This is a genomic window from Rhodococcus sp. NPDC058505 (genome assembly GCF_042720095.1).
Taxonomy (GTDB): Bacteria; Actinomycetota; Actinomycetes; order Mycobacteriales; family Mycobacteriaceae; genus Rhodococcus_G.
The window spans coordinates 1-1,697 of record NZ_JBHXNB010000057.1; the positions used below are offsets into that span (position 1 = coordinate 1).

At 68.2% G+C, this 1,697-nt stretch carries 1 protein-coding gene; it reads right to left on the bottom strand.

Translation table 11 applies throughout. The features are described from left to right. Positions 1–177: 177 nt before the first annotated feature. The gene (locus ACFWPA_RS19630) at positions 178–1,551 is read right to left on the bottom strand and encodes an IS1380 family transposase (RefSeq protein WP_378509451.1); all 1,374 of its coding nucleotides are present in this window, start codon (positions 1,549–1,551) and stop codon (positions 178–180) included. Positions 1,552–1,697 lie beyond the last annotated feature (146 nt).

Consider the following 1,697-nt stretch of genomic DNA (forward strand, 5'->3'; position numbering starts at 1 on the left):
GAACGGCACATTCATTCGATCTGACCTGAATCCACCGGTGCGGCTCACGGGTCGGTGCGGGGTTGCGATTGTCGACCGTCACCGCACTGCGGGCACACCTCATCGACTGGCGTGATCCAGGTGCGTCCACGTTCGGATTCCGGGTCGGGCCTCGGGCGGCGTTGCTGATAGAAGAGGTCAGTGCGCTGGCGGGGCGTGGGCGGCGGTGAACAAGGCGGTGAAGGGGTCGGCCCACGGCCAGTGAGCGGGCAGGTGCAGCGCGGTCCTGCGTCCGGAACGGGCGATGCGGGCGGCCACGCCGATCAGGCGCCGCCTGATCGTCGCGGTGCGGGCCTTGGCGTAGAACGGTCCGGTGAGGGCGCCGGCCGCGCGCAGCAGGTTGTGGGTGATCGCGGCGAGCGAGAGCCAGGCGGCGTTCGCGGCGAACCGACCCGACGGCAGGTGCGCGAGCGCGGAACCGTTGAGATCCGCGAAGACCTGCTCGATCGCTCCCGCCCGCCCGCGGTGGCGGGTCTCGACGGTGACCGGATCGAAGGGACTGTTGGTGAAGATCGCCTGGTAACGCCACGCGGTGAACAGGGTGTCCTGAGCGTCGGCGGGGATCGGGGTGCGGCGCACGATCAACCGTGCGGTCAGGGTGAGACCTCGGTGCTCGGTGGGGTTGGTGAACACCGTCAACGGTGTCTCGGCGACCTCGGCTCCGGTCAACAGTTCCCCGGTTTCGCTGTCACGGAGGGGTTTTCCGTGGTCGATCGGCACCCATTCGTGTTCGTCGATCGAAGCGATCGCCCGCCGGACCGGGCCGCGTTGCTGGGCGGTGACCGAGAACCAGGCACCGGCGTCGACGATCGCGTTCAACACCGCAGCGACATAGAACCCGGAATCGAGGCGCACGAGCAGATCACCGCTTGCTCCGCAGGAGGTTCGGGCGGCGGCGATGTTCGCCTTCACGAACGACGTCGCCGCCCGGCGGCTGCCGGCGTTGCCGCTACGCAACCGGGTCCCGGTGATCACCGGAGCCCCTGCCGGGGTCGAGACCGTCGCGGCCAGAAAGTCCAGACCCCGGACCCTGGTGTAGCCGAACTTCGCGCCCTCCTTGCGGCGGCCGTAGACCTGCGTGATCTTCGAGTCGACGTCCAGGAACGCCAGGTCCGCGGCATCGGGCAGAAGGCCGGTGCTCTCGCGCAGCCGGCCGAGCAGCACCCGGGCCAGCTTCTCGAGTTGCCCGACGTGCCCGATACCGAAGTGACGCAGGAACGACCCGAGTGTCGACGGCGCACGGATCCCGGTGAACAACCGCGGTAGCCCGCCGTGCCGGAGCACGTCGAGGTCGTCGATCGAGTCCGCGCCCGCGGCCATCCCCGCCACGATCGAGGTGATCTTCGCGCCGGCGTTCGAACCGGTCGACCCGCCCAGGGTGAGCGTGTCGCCGAGATCGGTCAACCCGACCCGTTCGGCCAACCGCATCAGCGGAACCAGGCCGCCATGCGACACGAGATTGGTGTCGTCGAAGGCCGCCGACACCCGGCCGGCACTGTGAGACGATCGCATCCGGCAGGTGCCCCCTTACGACGAGACGATCATTCCTTCGCAAGAACGATCATCCCAGCGCAGAGGGCACCTGCCCTTCTATGACACGTTGTACCGCCGATCTCCATCGGTGGATTCAGGTCTGATCGACTGAACGCTTCCGTTCA

Coding starts and splice junctions, on each gene's coding strand:
- ACFWPA_RS19630 (WP_378509451.1), bottom strand. CDS start 1,551: ATGCGATCGTCTCACAGTGCCGGCCGGGTGTCGGCGGCCTTCGACGAC.